Below are 17,044 nucleotides of genomic sequence, written 5' to 3'. Positions count from 1 at the left end.
GGTTGTCAGCCGGCGGTGCGCGCCGGGATCGTCTTCGGCTTCCAGCTCGGGCGACGCGCCTCGTAGGCCGCGATCTCGTCCTCGTGCTGCAGCGTCATGGAGACGTCGTCGAGGCCGTTGAGGAGACGGTGCTTCGTGTAGTCGTCGATCGTGAAGCTCAGTGTCAGGTCGCCGCGCGTGATGGTCTGGCTCGGCAGGTCGACGGTGGTCTCGACGTCCGGGTCGGCCTCGATGGCCGCCCAGAGCTCGCGGACCTGTTCCTCGGTGACGAGCGCGACCAGGAGCCCGGCCTTGCCGGAGTTGGAGCGGAAGATGTCGCCGAAGCGCGACCCGATGACGACCTTGAAGCCGTAGTTCTGCAGCGCCCAGACGGCGTGCTCGCGCGAGGAGCCGGTCCCGAAGTCGGGGCCCGGCACCAGGATGGTGCCGGTGGTGAACGGCTCCCGGTTGAGCACGAACTCGGGATCGTTGCGCCAGGCGGCGAACAGCCCGTCCTCGAAGCCCGTGCGCGTGATGCGCTTCAGGTAGACGGCGGGGATGATCTGGTCGGTGTCGACGTTGCTGCGCTGCAGCGGGACCGCGATGCCGGTGTGGTTGATGAACGCTTCCATGTTCTCTTCCTGGATCAGAGGTCGGCGGGGGCGGCCAGATGGCCGGCGACGGCGGTGGCGGCTGCGACGGCGGGAGACACCAGGTGGGTGCGTCCGCCCTTGCCCTGGCGGCCCTCGAAGTTGCGGTTCGAGGTGGAGGCCGAACGCTCTCCCGGGGCGAGCTGGTCGGGGTTCATGCCGAGGCACATCGAGCAGCCGGCCGCGCGCCACTCGGCGCCGAACTCCTTGAAGACCTCGTCGAGGCCCTCCGTCTCGGCCTGCAGGCGGACCCGGGCGGAGCCGGGGACCACGAGCATGCGGATGCTGTCGGCCTTCTTGCGCCCCTTCAGGACAGACGCGGCGAGCCGCAGGTCCTCGATGCGGCCGTTGGTGCAGGAGCCGAGGAAGACGGTGTCGACGGCGATGTCGCGCATCGGGGTGCCGGGCGTCAGGGCCATGTACTCCAGCGCGCGGGCTGCGGTCGCCTGCTCGACCTCGGAGTCGAAGTCCTCCGGGCTGGGCACGACGCCGCCGAGCGGCACGCCGTGGCCGGGGTTGGTGCCCCAGGTGACGAAGGGGGTCAGCGCGGCGGCGTCGATGTCGACCTCGACGTCGAACGTGGCGTCGTCGTCGGTCTTCAGGGTGCGCCAGTACTCGACGGCGGCGTCCCAGTCCTCGCCCTCGGGCGCGTGCGGGCGGCCCTTCAGGTAGGCGAACGTCGTGTCGTCGGGCGCGATCATGCCCGCCTTGGCGCCCCACTCGATCGACATGTTGCAGATCGTCATGCGGCCCTCCATCGAGAGGTTCTCGATGGTCGTGCCGCGGTACTCGACGATGTAGCCCTGGCCGCCGCCGGTGCCGACCTTCGCGATCAGCGCCAGCACGACGTCCTTGGCGGTGACGCCGTCGGCCAGCTCGCCGTTGATGTTGACGGCCATGGTCTTCGGCTTCGCCTGAGGCAGGGTCTGCGTGGCGAGCACGTGCTCGACCTCGGAGGTACCGATGCCGTAGGCCAGCGCACCGAACGCGCCGTGCGTCGAGGTGTGCGAGTCGCCGCACACGATCGTCATGCCCGGTTGGGTGACGCCGAGCTGGGGGCCGATGATGTGCACGACGCCCTGGTCCTTGTCGCCCAGCGAGTGGATGCGCACGCCGAACTCGGCGGCGTTGGCGCGCAGCGTGTCGACCTGCTTGCGGGATACCGGGTCGGCGATGGGGGCGAGGATGTTGAGCGTCGGGGTGTTGTGATCCTCCGTCGCCAGGGTCAGCTCGGTGCGGCGCACCTTCCGCCCCGCCATCCGCAGGCCCTCGAAGGCCTGGGGGCTGGTGACCTCATGCACGAGCTGGAGGTCGATGTAGAGGAGATCAGGCTCTCCTTCGGCCGACCGGACGACGTGATCGTCCCACACCTTCTCGCTCAGGGTTCTGCCCATGGCTCCTCGCTCATCTGATGGCTGATTGACGGGGTCCAGTATGCGTCGGGCGGCTGCTGCCCCGAGGTTGCGTGTCCACAATGCGGATGGATATTCTCGTTATATGGACGATTCTTCTGGCGTCGGAGTACTCGACAAGGCGGCCGCCGTGCTGTCTGCCCTCGAACACAATCCCCTGACCCTCGCCGGCCTCGTGACGGCCACCGGACTGGCCCGGCCGACGGCCCACCGCCTGGCCGTGGCGCTCGAGCACCACCGCTTCGTCGGGCGCGACCTCCAGGGCCGCTTCGTGCTCGGCCCCCGCCTGATCGAGCTGGCGGAGTCCGCAGGCGAGGATCCGCTGCTGGCCACCGCCGGCCCGATCCTCGGCAGGCTGCGCGACATCACCGGCGAGTCGGTGCAGCTGTTCCGCCGGCAGGGCGACCAGCGCATCTGCGTCGCCGCCGTCGAGCGCCCCCACGGCCTGCGCGACACCGTCCCGATCGGCGCCCAGCTACCCATGAATGCCGGTTCCGCCGCCCAGGTGCTGCTGGCCTGGGAGGAGCCGGACAAGATCGAGAAGCTGCTCGACCACGCCTCGTTCTCCCTGGCGACGCTGCAGGCCGTTCGCCGTCGAGGCTGGGCCCAGTCGGTGGCCGAGCGCGAGACCGGTGTGGCGTCGGTGTCGGCGCCGGTCCTGGCCCCGTCGGGCAAGCTCATCGCCGCCGTCTCCGTCTCCGGTCCGATCGAGCGCCTCACCCGCTCCCCCGGCCGACTGCACGCGCCCGCCGTGCTCGCGGCGGCCGAGCGACTCAGCGAGGTCCTGCGCCGCAGCGGCGCGCCGGAGTAGAACCCCCATGGCCCTGCGGGACAGCGCCCGTGAGGTGTTCGACCACGCGGTCCGCATCGGCCCCTACAAGGGCGGCGTTCGCGTCGCCGTCCGCTCGGCGGTATGCCTGGGCGTGCCCCTGATCGTGCTGCTGCTGGTCGGGCGGCTCGACCTCGGCATGTACGCGTCGTTCGCGGCCTTCACCTCCGTGTACGGGCGCCATGACCGCTACGGCGAGCGGCTCTGGATGCAGGCCAGCGCCGGCGTCATGCTGGTCTCGGCGATGCTGCTCGGCACCTGGATGTCATACCTGGACGCGCCCGCTCCCATGCGCGTCCTGGGGGTGGCGGTCATCGCCTCGGTGGTCACCTGGGTGGCCGCCGTCATGAAGTGGCACCCGCCGGGTGGCCTGTTCTCGGCCTTCGCCTCCGGCACGACGGCGGCCCTGCCCGCGACGCTCGTCTCGTTCAGCCACGTGATCGTGGTGGGCGGCTGCACCGTGCTGTTCAGCCTGCTCGTCACCGCGGGCCTCGGCGTCGTGCGGGGTCGCTGGCGGGACCTCAGGGGCCCGGCCCCGAGGCCGACGCCGAACCCGCAGGCGGTCCCGGTCGCGCTGACCATCCTCGTCGGGTCGACGCTCGCCGGCTGCGCCGGGCTCGTCGTCGCCGCCGGGCACTGGTACTGGGCGATGGTCGCCTCCGTGGCCGCGCTCTCGGGCGCGTACGTCACGGCCCGCGTCGCGCGCGGCCTGCAGCGCCTCGTCGGCACGCTGGTCGGCGTGCTGCTCGCCGCGGGCGTCATGGCGCTGGGTCTCCCCCACTGGGCGCTGGTGATCCTGGCGATGGTCTTCCAGGGCATCGTCGAGATCCTGATGGACCACAACTACGCGCTGGCCATGCTGTTCGCGACGACGATCGCGCTGATCATGGTGCAGATGGCGGTCGCGGCGGACCCGGCCGCGCTGGTGCGCGACCGGGTCCTCGACACGTTCGTCGGCGTGACGGTCGGCACGGTCGTCGCCGTGGCGTCCGCTGCCCTGCGACGGCGGATGCCCCAGCCCGACGAGGCCTGAGCCGAGGCTCAGCGTTGCATCAGGCCCGCCATCCGGTCGGCGATCTGCGTCATCGCCCGCTCGGGCACGAGCCGGGTGAACCAGTCCATCACCCGCGCGTCGCGGCCCACCAGCACCCGGTAGGAGCCCTTCTCCATGCCGGCGATGATGATGTCGGCCGCCTTGTCGGGAGCCAGCACCTTCTGGTTCGCGGCGTTGTCGTTCGCGCCTGCGACGGCGGGCGCCCGCACCCCGCTGTTCTCGGTGATGCTGGTCGCGACCGCGCCCGGGAACACCACGGTCACGCGGACCGGGGTGCCCCGCAGCTCGGCGTGGAGCCCCTCCGTGAGCAGCTTGACCGCGGCCTTCGAGGCACCGTAGATCGTCTGTCCCGGCACGGGGATGAACGCCCCCATGCTGGAGACGTTCACCAGGGCGGCCGCCGGGCGGATCATCAGGTGCGGCAGGAACGCCCGGACCATGTTGACCACGCCCCAGAAGTTGACGGTCAGCACCCGCTCGATCTCGGCCTGGTCGAGGTCGGCGAACGGCACGAACTTCTGGATGATGCCGGCGATGTTGAGGACCCCGTCGATCTGCCCGTGAGCGGCCAGCACCGCCTCCGGCAGCGCCTTGACCGCCTCGGTGTCCGTCACGTTGACGACGTGCGTCGTCAGCCGGTCCGCGTCACGGCCCGCCCGCTCCACCGTGCCGGCCAGCCCGGCGGCGCTCAGGTCGACCGCCGCCACGCGGCCGCCGCGGCGCAGGAGGCCGAGCACGACCTCCCGCCCGATGCCGCTTCCTCCGCCGGTGACGACGAAGACCTTGCCCGCGACCTTCATGACCGGGCTCCCGACAGCTCCCGGCCCGCCAGCGCCCTGCCTGCGAGGTGCAGGCCGGCGATGTGGCCGAACACGGCGGCGGGGCCGAGCGTCGACCCCGGGCCCGGGTACGTGTGGCCCATCACCGAGGCGGACGTGTTGCCCGCCGCGTAGAGCCCGTCGATGATCGTGCCGTCCTCGCGCAGCACGCGCGCGAACTCGTCGGTCATCAGGCCGCCCTTGGTGCCGAGGTCGCCCGGCACGATCTCGACGGCCGTGAACGGGCCCTTCTCCAGCGGGCCGAGGTTCGGATTCGGCCGGACAAGCGGGTCGCCGTAGTAGCGGTCGTAGGCGGAGTTGCCGCGGGCGAAGTCCGCGTCGATCCCGGAACGCGTGAACGAGTTGAACCGCGAGACGGTCGCCTCGAGCGCCTGCGCGTCGACGCCCATCTTCTTGGCCAGCCCCGCGATGGTGGAGTCCTTGACCAGCACGCCGGACTGGGTCCACGCCTTGACCGTCCGCGGGTCGAGGGCGTAGGAGCGCAGGTACCTGCGGGCGTGCCGGACGTCGGTCACCATCCAGAAGCGTCCCGGCACCGTCTTGCGGCGCTCGAGCATGTGGTGGCCCAGGTCGACATAGGACTCTGACTCGTTGGCGAACCGGTTCCCCGCCCCGTCGACGATGATCGAGTGCGGCATCGACCGCTCGCTGACGAGGAACGCCGCGGAGCCGCCGGGCGTCGCGGGAGGGATGGAGCCTCCCCACCACGCGTCCTCCATGAGGTCGACGGCGGCGCCCGCCTTGCGTCCGGCCGCGATGGCGGAGCCGAGGTTGCCCTTGGAACCGGACGAGTCGACGCCGCTGACACCCTGGTACTGCTCGCGGAGCTCGGCGTTGTGGTCGAAGCCACCGCCCGCGAGCACGACGCCCTTGCGCGCGCCGACCAGCTGGGTGGTGCCGCCGGACGTCGTCCGGACGGCGACGGCGCGGCCGTCCTCGACAACAACCTCATCGACCGGGGAGCTGAGACGGACCTCGACGCCGAGCCGCTGGGCGACGTCCATGAACGCGGCCGTGATGGCCGCCCCCATGCCGACGGCCTTACGGCCGCGGACGGCCGAGCCGATCACCCGGAACACGACCCTCGCGCCCCGGACGAAGCCGCCCGGCGTCGACCAGGCGCGGGACAGCAGCCAGAAGTCGTCGGTCTTCACCGGGGCAGGAACGCCGTCCTGGCCACGGGAACTGTCCCACCAGCCATCGATCCGCTTCACGTCGAAGGGCTCGACCTCGAGGGCGCGCCCGATCCGGCCGCCCGGCAGCTCGGGGTAGTAGTCCGGGTAGTCCGTCGAGCGCGCGAAGGTGACGCCGTGCTTCTCCGCCAGTTCCACGAAGGACGCGATGCCGTCGACGAAGGCCTCCTTGCGTTCCCGGGAGGTGGCCGGCCCCGCGTCCCCGACGGTCTCCTCCAGGTAGGTGAGTGCCGCGTCGCGGGAGTCATCGACCCCGGCGCGGCCCATCAGGGGGTTGTTGGGCAGCCAGAGGCCGCCGCCGGACATGGCGCTGCTGCCGCCCCACTTCTCCGTGCTCTCGAGCATCAACACCGTCAGCCCCTGGTCTGCGGCGGTGATGGCCGCGGAGAATGCCGCGACGCCGGTTCCTGCCACGACGACATCCACGTCGATGTCGGTCTTCATGATTGTTCCCCTCCCTACCGGACAACGCTGTCCGGAAGTAGGATCCCAGCATGCCTCCATCCAAGCGCGCCCGCAATAGGGGGCCGGCGGCGGCGCCAGCCAACCGGGCCGCCCTGCTGAAGGCGGCACGCAGGCTCTTCTCCCGCGACGGCTATCACGTCGCGCTCAGCGCCATCGCACGCGAGGCCGGAGTCGGCCAGGGGGTCCTCTACCGGCACTTCCCGCGTCGGTTCGATCTGGCGCTTGCCGTCTTCGAGGAGAACTTCGTGGCGTTGGAGGAGCTGGCGGCCTCGGCCGACGGGCCTGGCGCCTTCGGCGACCTGTTCTCGCTCCTGGTCGACTTCACCATCGACTCCACAGCCTTCATCGACATGGTGCTCGACGCCCAGACCGAGTACCCCAGCGACATCGGTCTCGAGCGACTCTCCGCCCTCATCGGCGAGCCCCTCGCACGCGCCCGGGAGGCAGGGCTCGCGGACCCGACATGGACCGTAGGCGACGTCGTCCTCGTCATCCACATGCTGCACGGAGTCGCCCAGGCTCAGACGGACCCCGCCGACGTGCCCGTTGCGGTCGGGCGCGCCCTGGCCCTGATCGACGGTCGGCTGCTACAGGCCAACGGCGAGGTGGCCGCGGAGCCACCCCTCAGCGCGTCGGAGGTAGGCCGTGGAGACGGCGGCCCCGCCGCTGATTGACTCGAAGGCGTGGGGGGCGCCCTGGACGACGTCGAGGACGGTAGGGACGCCGGCTGCGGTGAGGGCCTCCGCGTAGCGGCGGTCCTCACCGTGGAACAGCTCGATGTCTCCGCACCCGATCCAGGTGGGCGGCAGCCCGGCGAGGTTCTCGCGGCGGGCCGGAACCGCGTAGCGGGGCACGACGGGGGCTCCCGGTTCGACGCCCAGATACGAGCGCCAGCCGACGCGGTTCGAGCGGTTGTTCCACAGGTAGTGCCGGACCGGGTCGAGGGACCGGTCCGCCGCGGTGCGGTCGTCCAGCATCGGGCAGAACAGCCACTGGGCGACGGGCTGCACCCCGGGGGCGTCGTGGACGCGCTGCACGAGGGCGGCGGCGAGGCCGCCGCCGGCGCTCTGGCCGCCGATCGCCAGCCTGCCGGGATCGATCCCCAGCTCGTCGACGTGGCCGACCAGCCACGTCCAGGCCGCGTGCACGTCGTCGAGGGCGGCCGGGAACGGGCTGCCGGGGGCCGTGCGGTACTCGGCGGAGACCACAAGGACGTCCAAGTCCGTGGCCAGGCGCACGCAGCGGGCATGGTCCTGCGACGCGCTCCCGACGACGAACCCGCCGCCGTGGATCCACAGCACGCCCGCACGAGGCCGATCGCCCTCCGGGCGGTAGACGTGCACCCCGGCCCCGTCGCCGAGCGGCACGAACCGGTGCGTCATCGATGCGGGCAGCTTCGGACGGCTCGCCCTGGTCGAGCCGGCCTGCATCAGCCGCAGGAGCCAGGGTCGGGTGATCGGCGGGTTCGGCACAAACCGGAAGAAGCTCCGCAGCTGGGGGTGGAGCGCCGACGGGCGCAGCCGGACGGTCGTCATCGGCCCAACGTACTCCCGTGGATGGGCGGGGAGCACCGATGCGCGGGGAATGACAGATGGCCTGGTCAGACTCAGTCTGACCAGGCCATCTGCTCCTGGTAGCCCCGACGGGATTCGAACCCGCGCTACCGCCTTGAGAGGGCGGCGTGCTAGGCCGCTACACAACGGGGCCAAGAGCGCTTAGAGAGCGTAACACCTTCCGCAGGGGTACCAGGACTCGAACCTGAACTAACGGAACCAGAAACCGTCGGGCTGCCAATTACCCCATACCCCTAGGGATCAATGTCTTGATCTCTAGCGTGTCCCGGATTCCCGGGGCACGAGAAAGAACACTACACCACCTCTCGAGGGCCTGCCAAATCGGCACTCAGGGGGTGGTGACGGCCACCTTGAGCCGCCTCCCCAGCCACCACGCGACGACCGCGAAGAGGGCGAAGCCGGCGATGTCGAAGGCCGCGTCGGTCCACGTGATGGCGGTGGTGGACTTGAGTTCTGCGATGGAGCTGGTGAACAGCGCGTAGGCGTAGGCGCCGAGGTTGTTGACCACGTGCGCGGCGATGCCGGCCTCGAGACCGCCGGTGACGACGACCAGGGCGCCCATGATGAGCCCGAACGACAGGCGGTGCGCGAACAGCGCGGGGTTCTGCGTGCCGTGCAGCAGCGCGAAGACCACCGCGGAGCCGACGACTCCCGCCCAGGTGCCCCAGGCGCCGTGGCCGACGGCGGTGCCGATGCCCTGCAGCAGGTAGCCGCGGAAGAAGACCTCCTCCGCGACGGCCTGCAGCGGGGAGGTGATGCTCAGCGCGACGAGGTACACGAGCCAGCCGGCGTCGCCGCCGTGGAACTCCGGCACGCCCTTGACCGCGTAGCCGACCCACAGGACGGCGTTGAGGATCACCGCCGCGACCACGAGGCACATCAGCAGGTAGCGCCAGCGCGGCCCCGGCTGCACGGAGAAGAGCCACCTGGGCCGGATCCCGTTGACGTAGCGCACCAGCAGCATGCAGATCGGGGTGAGCAGTGCGAGCGCGAGCAGTCCCGAGACCGGCCCCTCCACCACGAGGTACGAGTTGGCCGCCTCGAGGTAGTCCGCCCACTCCCCACCTCTGAACAGATGGCCGACGCGCAGGATCAGCTGCGCGAACAGCGGGGTGATGAGCGCGAACGCCGAGAAGGCGAGCAGGAGGCCGAAGACCGGCTGCGCCGGAGACTGCCCGGGCCGCGTCAGCGCCTCCGGGTAGCTGAGTCCCGCGGGGGGATCGCTCGGCTCCCCCGGGACGAACAGCTGCATCGGCGCAGGCGGCTGGCTCATGCCTCGGCGACCGGGTTCGACAGGGTGCCGAGACCGTCGATGGAGACGTGCACCTCGTCGCCGGCGACCATCGGCCCGACGCCGGCGGGCGTGCCGGTCAGGATGACGTCGCCGGGCAGGAGGGTGATGGACGCGCTGATGTAGGAGATCAGCTCGGCGATGCCGTGCACCATCTGCGACGTGCTGCCGGACTGCTTCACCTCGTCGCCGACGCGGGTCTCGATCGACAGCGAGGCGGCCTCCTCCAGCGGGACGTGAGTGTTGATCCAGGGTCCCAGCGGCAGGAAGGTGTCGGACCCCTTCGCCCGGGCCCACTGGTCGTCGGCGGCCTGCCAGTCGCGGGCTGTCACGTCGTTGGCGATGGTGTAGCCGAAGACCCATTCGGCGGCCTGCTCCACGGGGACCCGCTTGCAGTACACGTCGCGGCCGCTGCTGGTGCGCCTCGACCCGATGACGACGGCCAGTTCGCCCTCGAAGTGCAGGTCCGTGCAGCCCTCTGGCCGGAGGATGGTCTCGTCGGGCCCGATGACGGTCGTGTTCGGCTTGAAGAACAGCAGCGGCGCGGCGGGCAGCTCGTTGCCCATCTCTGCGGCGTGCTCGGCGTAGTTGCGGCCGACGCCCACCACCTTGGAGCGTGGGATCACCGGCGCGAGCAGGCGCACCGCGGCCAGGTCGTGCCGCTCGCCGGTGTAGTTGACCGGCACGCCGGCGAGCGGGTCCCCGGTCAGCGTCGAGATGGTGTCGGGGTGCTCTCCCCCGTCGACGGCGAGTTCGATGATCCCGTAGGCGGGGTCCTGTCCTGCGGTGGCGAAACGTGCAATGCGCATGACCCCAAGGGTAGTGCTCAGGCCAGGTGCGTGATGATCCCGTAGGCCAGGGCGTCGGACAGCGCCTCCCAGGAGGCCTCGACGACGTTGGTGCCGACGCCGACCGTCGTCCAGCTGTTGCCCTCGTAGGCGGTGTCGATCAGCGTCCGGACGGTCGCGTCGGTGCCGTGGCCCTCGTCGAGGATGCGGACGCGGTAGTCGCGCAGGTCGAAGTCGGCGACCTCGGGGTACGCGGGGATCAGCGCCGCACGCAGGGCCGCATCGAGCGCGTTGACCGGGCCGTTGCCCTCGCCGACGACCATCTGACGGCGCTCCTTGGCCGTCAGCTTCACGGTGGCCTCCGATGTGTTGAGGCCGTCGCGCTCCTCGGTGAAGACGCGCCAGGACTGCACCTCGAACGGCAGCCTGAGCAAGCCGAGCTCGTCGCGGAGAAGCATCTCGAAACTGGCGTCGGCGGACTCGTAGGAGTAGCCCTGCGCCTCGCGGTCCTTCACCACCGCGGTGACGCGCGCGGCGAGCTCGCGGTCATCCAGATCGAAGCCCAGCTGCGAGCCCTTGATCTGGATGTTGGCGCGGCCGGCCATGTCGGAGATGAGCATGCGCATGCTGTTGCCGACCAGCTCGGGATCGATGTGCTGGTACAGGTTGGCGTCCACCTTGATCGCGGAGGCGTGCAGGCCGGCCTTGTGCGCAAAGCTGGAGGCACCGACGTAGGGCTGGCGGCCGATCACGGGCTGGTTCGCCACCTGCGCGATGGCGTGGGCGACGCGGCTGAGTTCTGTCAGCCGGCCGGTGGGCAGCACGGACCAGCCGTACTTGAGCTCCAGGTTCGGGATGACGGCGCTCAGGTCGGCGTTGCCGGTCCGCTCCCCGTAGCCGTTGAAGGTGCCCTGCACGTGCATGACGCCGGCCTCGACGGCGGCCATGGTGTTCGCCACCGCGCAGCCCGTGTCGTTGTGGCAGTGGATGCCGAGGTTCGCGCCGGTGGCGGCGGCCGCCTCGACAACCTCCCCCATCCAGCTCGGCAGCATGCCGCCGTTGGTGTCGCACAGCACGACGACCTCGGCGCCGGCCTCGTGGGCGGTGGCGACCACCTTGAGCGCGTAGTCCGGGTTGGCGCGGTAGCCGTCGAAGAAGTGCTCGCAGTCGACGAAGACGCGCCGACCCTCGGAGATGAGGTACTGCACGGTGTCGGTGATCATCTCGAGGTTCTCCTCGAGCGAGCAGCGCAGCGCCCTTGCGACGTGCTCGTCGTGGGACTTGGCGACGATGCACACGACGTCGGTGCCGGCCTCGACCAGGGCCCGCGTCAGCGGGTCGTCGGCGGCCTTCGCCCCCGCCTTGCGGGTCGCGCCGAAGGCAACGAGCGTCGACGTGTCCAGCTCCAGGTCGCGGGCCAGCCGGAAGAACTCGGTGTCGCTGGGGTTGGCTCCCGGCCAGCCGCCCTCGATGTAGCCGACGCCCAGCTCGTCGAGGTATCCGGCGATCTTCAGCTTGTCCGCGACGGAGAGGCGCAGACCCTCCTGCTGCGCGCCGTCGCGCAGGGAGGTGTCGAAGACGTGGAACTCGGCGGGACGTTGGGGAAGAAGCGGCATCTGATCACTCCATCGGTTCGTGGGCCTCGGACAGAGTACGCCGAAGATCCCGCCCGGGGATGTCTCACCCAGTGGACGGACACTCTGAGACCGGGGCGGGCCCGAGGCGCGCTCGCGTAGGGTTCCCGCCATGACTTCAGCGAAGATTGCCGTCATCGGCGGCGACGGCATCGGCCCCGAGGTGACTGCGGAGGCCATCAAGGTCCTCACCGCGGTCGCGCCCGACACGTTCGAGTTCGTCGACTACGACCTGGGGGCCGAGCGCTGGCAGCGCACCGGCGAGGTCCTGCCGGACTCGGTGCTCGAGGAGCTGAAGCACGTCGACGCCATCGCTCTCGGCGCCGTGGGGGCGGCCCCCGGCTCGAAGGCGATCCCCAGCGGACTCCTCGAGCGCGGCCTGCTGCTGAAGCTGCGCTTCGCCTTCGACCACGCCATCAACCTGCGCCCGTCGATCCTGTACCCGGGCGTCCCGACGCCGCTGGCGCCCGCCGTCCTCGAGGGTCGCACGGTCGACTTCGTCGTCGTCCGCGAGGGCACCGAGGGCCTGTACTGCGGCAACGGCGGCGCCGTGCGCGTCGGCACCGCCCAGGAGCTCGCCACCGAGGTCTCCGTCAATACCTTCTTCGGCGTGGAGCGCGTCGTCCGCGACGCCTTCGGCCGCGCCCGGGCGCGTCGCGGAAAGCTGACCCTGCTTCACAAGCACAACGTGCTGGTCAACGCCGGCCGGCTGTGGAACCGCGCATTCACCGAGATCGCCGCCGAGTTCCCGGATGTGGCGACCAACTACCTGCACATCGACGCCGCCATGATCGCGATGGTCGTCGACCCGTCGCAGTTCGACGTCATCGTGACCGACAACCTGTTCGGCGACATCGTCACCGACCTGGCTGCGGCCGTCACCGGCGGCATCGGGCTCGCGGCCTCGGCGAACATCAACCCGACGGGCGAGTACCCGTCGATGTTCGAGCCGGTGCACGGTTCCGCGCCCGACATCGCGGGCAAGGGCATCGCCGACCCGACGGCCGCCATCTCGTCCATGGCGCTGCTGCTCGACCACCTCGGCCGGCCGGAGCTCGCGCGCCGGATCGACGAGGCCGTCTCGGCGGACATCGCCGAGCGCGGGAGCGAGAAGCTCGGCACCACGCAGATCGGTGACCGGATCGCAGCCCGCGTGGCCTGAGGCTCAGATGCCGAGGATCGTCTTCGCCATCATGAAGTAGATGACGAGCCCGGTGGCGTCGACGAGAGTCGTCACCATCGGGGCGGACACCACGGCGGGGTCGATGCCGACGCGCTTGGCGAGGAGCGGCATCGCTCCCCCGATGGTGGCGGCCCACGCGCAGATCAGCACCAGGCTGGCAGCGACGACGCTCGCGACCTCCCAGCCGACGAACAACGACCCGACCAGCAACCCGAGCAGGGCCAGCATCAGGCCGAGCAGCAGCCCGACCCGCAGCTCACGCCACACGACGCGCCAGATGTCGCTGAAGCGCACCTCGCCGACGGCCAGCGCGCGCACCGACGCCGTCGCCGCCTGCGAGCCGGCGTTGCCGCCCGCGCCGATCAGCATGGGGATGAACAGCGCCAGCGACGCGACCTGCTCGAGGGTCGCCTCGAACGCCTGCGTGACCGAGACGGTCAGCGTCGCGGCGACGAGCAGGAGGCTGAGCCACAGCGCCCGGTAGCGGGCCAGCCGGATCACGCCGACGCGCATGTAGTGGCCGGCCCAGGGGGAGGCGCCCGACTGGCGCGCGACGTCCTCAGAGTCGGCGTCCTCGAGGACCTCCATCGCGTCGTCGTAGCTGAGGCGGCCGACGAGCCGCGACTCCGAGTCGACGACCAGCAGGTCGATGTCGTTGGTCTCCTGCATCAGGCGCGCGGCCTGCTCCGCCGGCGAGGTGGCCGCGACGGTGTAGGCGTCACGGTCGAACACGTCCTGGATGGGCGCCGCGGGGTCGGCCAGCACGAGGTCGGACAGGCGCACGATGCCGGCCAGGCGGCGCTTGGCGTCGGTGACGGCCAGCGTGTACGTCGCCTCCGCCGACGGCGCCTTGGTGCGGATGGTCGCCAACGCCTCCCCCACCGTCAGGTTCTCCCGGATCGTCACGACCTCGGGGGTCATGGCGCGGCCGACGGAGTCCCTCGGGTAGCCGAGCAGCATCGCGGTCATCGCCCGCTCCTGCGGGCTCAGCCCGGCGAGCACGCGCTTCACGACGGCGGCGGGCGCCTCCTGCAACATGAGGGAGCGCTCGTCGGGCTCCATCTCCTCGATGAGGTGCTGGTAGGTCTCGCCGCGCATCCCGTGGAGGACGCGCTGCTGGTCGAACGCGTCGAGTTCCTCGAACACGTCGATCGCCAGATCCTTGGGCAGCTGTCTGAACTCGAGGGCGGCGTCGACATCGTCAAGACGGCCGATCCGGTCGGCGATCTTGTAGGTCTCCTGCAGTGGTACCTCGCTCATCGGCACTCCTCCCGGTTTCGCCGAGAAGTGTACTGAGCGGCCCAGGTACCCGATCTCCCCCTACGTTGACTAGCGTGGTCCCAGTCGCGACGATGGACTAGAGCGCTCTCAGGAGGTCAGATGGTCGCCAACACGGTGCACGGAACAGGCGTCGTCGAAGGATTCGCCTACGGGCAGGTGGCCTGGACGCGCCCCGCCCCCGTCGCTCCCCCGGCCGGGGGCATCGTCCCCGAGGACGGCCGCGGGGCCGAGGAGGCACGGTTCCAGGCGGCCGTCGAGGTCGTCGCCGGCCGGTTCGCCGCCCGCGCCGAGGCCGCCGAGGGTGCCGCGGCGGAGGTGATGGAGGCCTCGGCCGCCCTCGCGAGGGACCGCGGCTGGGTCCGGCCGGCCGCCCGTGGCATCCGGCAGGGAGCCACCGCCGAGACGGCCACCACCGTCGCCATCGGCGGCTTCATCGAGCAGCTCGCTCAGCTCGGCGGACGGATGGCCGAGCGGACGACCGACCTCGCGGACATCCGTGCCCGCGTCGTCGCGGAGCTGATGGGCCTCCCCGAGCCCGGCGTCCCCCGGCCGACGCACCCCGTCGTGCTGCTGGCCGACGACCTCGCCCCCGCCGACACCGCGGGGCTGGACCCGTCGGTGGTGCTGGCGATCGTCACCCGCCGCGGGGGCCCCACCAGCCACACGGCGATCATCGCCCGCCAGCTCGGCATCCCCTGCATCGTCGCGGCCGGGTCGCTCGGCGACATCGGCGACGGGGAACAGGTGCTCGTCGACGGTGCCCACGGTGTCGTTACCCGCTCCCCCGACCCCGACGAGGCGGCGGAGCTCGTCGCACAGGACGGCGCGTTGAGAGCCGAGATCCGCGCCTGGCGCGGCCCGGCGGCCACTCGCGACGGAGCGGCGATCCGCCTGCTGGCCAACGTGCAGGACGGGGCCGGCGCCCGCGCCGCGGCCGCCGAGTCCGCAGCGGAGGGGGTCGGGCTGTTCCGTACGGAGCTCTGCTTCCTCACCGCGCAGACCCAGCCGACGCTCGAGGAGCAGGCCGGCCTGTACGCCGAGGTGTTCGCCGCCTTCGCCGGCCGCAAGGTGGTTGTCCGCACGCTCGACGCCGGCTCCGACAAGCCTGTTCCCTTCGTGCACCACGCGCAGGAGGACAACCCGGCGCTCGGCGTGCGGGGCATCCGGCTCGCTTCGCACAACCCAGAGTTGATGACGCGCCAGCTCGACGCGATCGCCCGCGCCGCCCACGACGCCGGAGCCGTCGATCCGCACGTGATGGCCCCCATGGTCGCCACCGTCGACGAGGCCGCGGAGTTCGCCGCGCAGTGCCGGGAGCGTGGCCTGGTGCCCGGGATCATGGTCGAGGTGCCGGCGGTCGCGCTGATGGCCGAGGAGTTCCTCCAGGTGGTCGACTTCTTCTCGATCGGCACCAACGACCTGACGCAGTACACCATGGCCGCCGACCGGACCTCCGGCGACCTGGCGTCGCTCACCACGGCCTGGCAGCCGGCCGTGCTCCGGCTGATCGCCCGCACCTCGGCGGCCGGCATGAGGGCCGGGAAGCCGGTCGGGGTCTGCGGCGAGGCCGCGGCCGACCCCCTGCTGGCCTGCGTCCTGACCGGCATGGGGATCACGTCGCTGTCCATGGCCTACTCGGCGATCCCCACGGTCGGGGTGCGCCTCGGCAAGGTCACGCTCGAGCAGTGCCGAAGCGCCGCCGCCCGCGTCGTCGAGGCGCGCAGCGACGTCGAGGCCCGCGAGGTGGCCGAGGGCCTGCTTCGCTGATCCCCTCCACGCGAAACGGCCGGGCCGGCCCCCTCAGGGACCGGCCCGGCCGTCGCAGTTGGTCGGGGGTTCGCTCAGCGACCGACGGAGCCCTCGGTGTAGTCGGCGTCCCTGGTCTCGACCCAGCTCATGAGCTTGCGGAGCTCGCGGCCGGTGGCCTCGATCGGGTGCGCCTCGCCTTCGGCGCGGAGCCGCTTGAACTCGGGCGCGCCGGCGTCCTGGTCCTCGATGAAGCGGGTCGCAAAGGCGCCGGTCTGGATGTCGGTGAGGACGTCCTTCATGTGGGCCTTGACCTGGGCGTCGATGACGCGCGGGCCGGAGACGTAGTCGCCGAACTCCGCGGTGTCGGAGATCGACCAGCGCTGCTTGGCGATGCCGCCCTCGTACATCAGGTCGACGATGAGCTTGAGCTCGTGGAGGCACTCGAAGTAGGCGACCTCCGGCTGGTAGCCGGCCTCGGTCAGGGTCTCGAAGCCCGACTGGATCAGCGCGGAGACGCCGCCGCAGAGCACGGCCTGCTCGCCGAACAGGTCGGTCTCGGTCTCCTCGGTGAAGGTGGACTTGATGCCGCCGGCGCGCAGGGCGCCGATGGCCTTGGCGTAGGAGAGGACCAGCGGCCAGGCGTTGCCGGTCGCGTCGACCTCGACGGCGACGATCGCGGGGACCCCGCGGCCGTTCTCGTACTCGCGACGGACGAGGTGGCCGGGACCCTTGGGGGCGACCATGCAGACGTCGACGCCCTCGGGCGGGGTGATGTAGCCGAAGCGGATGTTGAAGCCGTGCGCGAAGAACAGCGCGTCGCCGGGGGCGAGGTGGGGCTCGATCTCCTCCGTGTAGAGGGTCCGCTGCACCTGGTCGGGGGCGAGGATCATGATGAGGTCGGCCTCTTCGACGGCCTCGGCGACGGGGAGGACGCGCAGGCCCTCGGCCTCGGCCTTCGCGACCGACTTCGAGCCCGGACGCAGGCCGACGCGGACGTCGACGCCCGAGTCGCGCAGGCTGAGAGCGTGCGCGTGACCCTGCGACCCGTAGCCGATGACGGCGACGGAGCGGCCCTGGATGATCGAGAGGTCTGCGTCGTTGTCGTAGAACATTTCTGCCATGG

General features: G+C 71.1%; 15 protein-coding genes and 2 tRNA genes. 5 read left to right on the top strand and 12 right to left on the bottom strand.

All coding sequences use genetic code 11. From position 1 onward, the window contains the following. Positions 1-5: 5 nt before the first annotated feature. Complete coding sequence (gene leuD / locus KDB89_RS05615; protein ID WP_219083857.1) at positions 6-611, bottom strand: 3-isopropylmalate dehydratase small subunit; 606 nt, start codon at positions 609-611, stop codon at positions 6-8. Between the two features lie 14 nt (positions 612-625). After that, positions 626-2,023, bottom strand: coding sequence for a 3-isopropylmalate dehydratase large subunit (gene leuC, locus KDB89_RS05610; RefSeq protein WP_219083856.1), 1,398 nt, complete (start codon positions 2,021-2,023; stop codon positions 626-628). A gap of 103 nt (positions 2,024-2,126) precedes the next feature. On the opposite strand from leuC, the gene KDB89_RS05605 reads away from it, so the two are divergent. Further along, positions 2,127-2,852 carry an IclR family transcriptional regulator gene (locus KDB89_RS05605; RefSeq protein ID WP_219083855.1) on the top strand — a complete coding sequence of 242 codons (726 nt, stop codon included), beginning with the start codon at positions 2,127-2,129 and terminating at the stop codon, positions 2,850-2,852. A 7-nt stretch (positions 2,853-2,859) separates the two neighbouring features. Next, a complete protein-coding gene (locus tag KDB89_RS05600) occupies positions 2,860-3,903 on the top strand; it encodes an FUSC family protein (RefSeq protein ID WP_219083854.1) in 1,044 nt (347 codons plus the stop codon). An 8-nt stretch (positions 3,904-3,911) separates the two neighbouring features. On the opposite strand, the gene KDB89_RS05595 is transcribed toward KDB89_RS05600, so the two are convergent. Beyond that, positions 3,912-4,724, bottom strand: a complete 813-nt coding sequence (locus KDB89_RS05595; RefSeq protein WP_219083853.1) for an SDR family NAD(P)-dependent oxidoreductase — start codon at positions 4,722-4,724, stop codon at positions 3,912-3,914. Continuing rightward, positions 4,721-6,400 (bottom strand): FAD-dependent oxidoreductase, encoded by a 1,680-nt coding sequence (locus KDB89_RS05590; RefSeq protein ID WP_219083852.1) that lies wholly within the window; start codon positions 6,398-6,400, stop codon positions 4,721-4,723. The genes KDB89_RS05595 and KDB89_RS05590 overlap by 4 nt, the downstream gene beginning before the upstream one ends. 50 nt (positions 6,401-6,450) lie before the next feature. Here KDB89_RS05590 and KDB89_RS14590 point away from each other — a divergent pair, with 50 nt between their 5' ends. Beyond that, on the top strand, positions 6,451-7,095 hold the full coding sequence (locus tag KDB89_RS14590) for a TetR/AcrR family transcriptional regulator (RefSeq protein WP_255556249.1): 645 nt from the start codon (positions 6,451-6,453) through the stop codon (positions 7,093-7,095). On the opposite strand, the gene KDB89_RS05580 is transcribed toward KDB89_RS14590, so the two are convergent. The 6 genes from KDB89_RS05580 to cimA all read right to left on the bottom strand — a co-directional run bounded on the left by KDB89_RS05580 (position 7,009) and on the right by cimA (position 11,690). Then, positions 7,009-7,956 (bottom strand): alpha/beta hydrolase, encoded by a 948-nt coding sequence (locus KDB89_RS05580; protein WP_219083851.1) that lies wholly within the window; start codon positions 7,954-7,956, stop codon positions 7,009-7,011. The genes KDB89_RS14590 and KDB89_RS05580 overlap by 87 nt on opposite strands. Before the next feature lie 96 nt (positions 7,957-8,052). Then, positions 8,053-8,128, bottom strand: a tRNA-Glu gene (locus KDB89_RS05575). A gap of 30 nt (positions 8,129-8,158) precedes the next feature. Beyond that, positions 8,159-8,230: transfer RNA gene (locus KDB89_RS05570), tRNA-Gln, on the bottom strand. Between the two features lie 93 nt (positions 8,231-8,323). Continuing rightward, complete coding sequence (locus KDB89_RS05565; protein ID WP_219083850.1) at positions 8,324-9,247, bottom strand: CPBP family intramembrane glutamic endopeptidase; 924 nt, start codon at positions 9,245-9,247, stop codon at positions 8,324-8,326. A 17-nt stretch (positions 9,248-9,264) separates the two neighbouring features. After that, positions 9,265-10,095: a fumarylacetoacetate hydrolase family protein gene (locus KDB89_RS05560; RefSeq protein WP_219083849.1), complete on the bottom strand. Its 831-nt coding sequence runs from the start codon at positions 10,093-10,095 to the stop codon at positions 9,265-9,267. A gap of 17 nt (positions 10,096-10,112) precedes the next feature. Further along, positions 10,113-11,690 (bottom strand): citramalate synthase, encoded by a 1,578-nt coding sequence (cimA, locus tag KDB89_RS05555; protein ID WP_219083848.1) that lies wholly within the window; start codon positions 11,688-11,690, stop codon positions 10,113-10,115. Positions 11,691-11,820: 130 nt separating this feature from the next. Here cimA and KDB89_RS05550 point away from each other — a divergent pair, with 130 nt between their 5' ends. Continuing rightward, a complete protein-coding gene (locus tag KDB89_RS05550) occupies positions 11,821-12,870 on the top strand; it encodes a 3-isopropylmalate dehydrogenase (protein ID WP_219083847.1) in 1,050 nt (349 codons plus the stop codon). Between the two features lie 3 nt (positions 12,871-12,873). On the opposite strand, the gene mgtE is transcribed toward KDB89_RS05550, so the two are convergent. Further along, positions 12,874-14,151, bottom strand: a complete 1,278-nt coding sequence (gene mgtE, locus KDB89_RS05545) for a magnesium transporter (RefSeq protein ID WP_219083846.1) — start codon at positions 14,149-14,151, stop codon at positions 12,874-12,876. Between the two features lie 120 nt (positions 14,152-14,271). Here mgtE and ptsP point away from each other — a divergent pair, with 120 nt between their 5' ends. After that, complete coding sequence (gene ptsP, locus KDB89_RS05540; RefSeq protein ID WP_219083845.1) at positions 14,272-15,939, top strand: phosphoenolpyruvate--protein phosphotransferase; 1,668 nt, start codon at positions 14,272-14,274, stop codon at positions 15,937-15,939. A 74-nt stretch (positions 15,940-16,013) separates the two neighbouring features. Here the strand turns inward: ptsP and ilvC are convergent, their stop codons facing one another. Next, complete coding sequence (gene ilvC, locus KDB89_RS05535; RefSeq protein ID WP_219083844.1) at positions 16,014-17,042, bottom strand: ketol-acid reductoisomerase; 1,029 nt, start codon at positions 17,040-17,042, stop codon at positions 16,014-16,016. Positions 17,043-17,044: the final 2 nt, after the last annotated feature.

The sequence above is a fragment of the Tessaracoccus palaemonis genome, assembly GCF_019316905.1.
Classification (GTDB): domain Bacteria; phylum Actinomycetota; class Actinomycetes; order Propionibacteriales; family Propionibacteriaceae; genus Arachnia; species Arachnia palaemonis.
This window is presented reverse-complemented; position numbering and strand designations above follow the sequence as displayed.